Annotated in this window: 1 protein-coding gene and 1 pseudogene; both read right to left on the reverse strand. The window is 67.6% G+C overall.

Annotated features, from left to right (window positions below; translation table 11 throughout):
- Positions 1 to 244, reverse strand: a pseudogene (locus tag ACIOFR_RS42140) (transposase); the annotation flags it as partial.
- A gap of 266 nt (positions 245 to 510) precedes the next feature.
- Positions 511 to 1,794 (reverse strand): IS110 family transposase, encoded by a 1,284-nt coding sequence (locus ACIOFR_RS42145; protein WP_401006124.1) that lies wholly within the window; start codon positions 1,792 to 1,794, stop codon positions 511 to 513.
- Positions 1,795 to 2,102: the final 308 nt, after the last annotated feature.

Raw genomic sequence — 2,102 nt, forward strand, 5'->3', positions numbered from 1 at the left:
ACGGCACCGAGCAGGTGAACTCCAGGTCCGACGCCGCCGTCGCGGCCAGCGCGTCACCCGGTTCCAGCAGCTTCGATAGAGACGCGACCAGGCGCTTGACCGCGTCGCGGTCCAGCTCGTCCTCGCGGCCGAAGGTGAACAGCACCTTCGGCACCGCCCGCCCCTTCACCGGATCCCACTCGTTGTGGGCCAGATGCAGGTACCGGACCGTCCCGGACTTGTTCTCCCGCTTCGTCGTCTTCACGTACACGGCTCCAGACGATAGGACGAAGTGGCAGGCCAGCGCAGGCGAATCAGGAAAGTCGCGTCTCTAGGCACTTTCGACCGTTCGCGCCATCCGCAGCACGATGACCTGCGCCTTCAGCCCGCCAGGCCCTCCAGAACCCTCGAATTACGTCGAACCCGGGCAGGCGAGTCCAGCGGTCGGCCGCGGAGGGTTCACGCAGTTTCGGGCGGGTCCAGCCGAGGGTCTGCTTCAGGAAGCGGAAGACATCTCAGGTGGTTAGGGCGTCAAGCCGCAGCCGTGATTGACGAGGTAGCAGGGGAGGTGAAGGCGTGGTGTTCGTCGAACAGCTGCCGCTTCTGGAGGCAGTGGAAGAGTTGGCCCAGCAGACGGTTGAGGAGGTTGCGCTGTGCGCCGGCGTGCCAGTCTCCGTGGTCGCGTCGGCGGCGGTAGTGGGCATCGGCACCGGGTGAGGCTCGGAGCGAGGAGAAGGCCCAGAGGAATCCGGCGTGCATGAGCCGGTCGTTCTTCACCATACGTCGGCCGATGTAGCTCTTCTTGCCGGAGGCCCTGGTGATGGGTGCGGAGCCGGCGTAGGCCTTGAGACCACGGGCGTCGGCGAAGCGGGTGCGGTCGTCGCCGATCTCCGCCAGGACCCGGGCGGCGAGCTGGACACCGAGACCGGGAAAGCTGAGGTATATCTCGGCGTCGGGGTGCTCGCGGAAGGCAGCCTCGACGGCCTCGGCAAGGTCGTCCCCGGCCTGGCAGGCGGCGTCGAACTGCTTCAGCAGGGCAAGCAACTGGTGGCCGAAGGCGTCCTCGACCGGTTCGGGATGGCGGGCGTGCTCCGCTCGGAAGACCTCGCGGAGCCGTTCGGCCTCGGCGTCGACACCGCGCTGGCGACCGGCGCGCTTGAGCGCGGCCCGCAGCTGGGCCAGGGAGAGCTTCCCAGCCCTTGCCGGGGTCGGCGCCGCCTTGAGCACAGCCCGGGCGTCCGGCCGGGCCAGACCGCCGTACTTGCTCTGGAAGGCATCCAGGGCAGCGGGGAAGTACTCGCGCAGCAGCGAACGGATCTGGTTGCCGAGCTGCTGCCGGTTCCAGACTGCATCCTGTTGGGCGCGAGCCAAGACGGTGACGGCTCGGCCCTGGTCGGAGTCGGCGGGCAGGGGGCGGTGCATGGGCATGTCGGTACGTAGGATGTTCGCCAGGACCAGGGCGTCGCCCGGGTCGGACTTCTTGCGTGAGACGCCGTGCCGGTCCCGGTAGCGGGCGGCGGCGAGTGGGTTGATCGCGAACACCCGCCGATTTCCGGTGCGCAGGACAGCGACCAGCAGACCTCGGCTGGTCTCGATCGCCACCGGAATCGGCTCCGCCGGGGTATCGCCGTGCTCGGCGAGCAGGTCCAGCAGCAGCCGGTAGCCGGCCGCGTCGTCGGTGATCCGGCGCTTGGCCACCAGCTCACCGGTGTCGCCGACCAAGGCGACGTCGTGATGCGATTCGGCCCAGTCGATACCGCAGAAGATCTTCAACCGACTCTCCCAACGTTGCCTGTTTTCGCAGGTCACGAGCACATGCGGGTCACGCGGCGTCCTAATCCCAGGACTCTTCGGTCCGCCATCTCAGTAGCCGTTCATGACACCAGCGCGTCCCAGGGGCCCCTCTCTGCACCAGAGCTCGGAGCTCGCGGATCAACAAGGAGTCAGAGCGTGGTGGTGAAGCGATTGGCGTTCGGCTATCTCGGGTGGGTGATGCCTCGCACACAGGTGCTGGTGGCGCGGTGGGCATGAAAGAGCGGGCTCCTCGGTAGAGACGTGGTTGTCGAGACCCGGCTCGTTCAAGGAGACCCGCTGCGCACTCAGTTGACCACTTCCAATGCCGC

This window comes from Kitasatospora sp. NPDC088346 (assembly GCF_044740765.1).
GTDB lineage: Bacteria > Actinomycetota > Actinomycetes > Streptomycetales > Streptomycetaceae > Kitasatospora.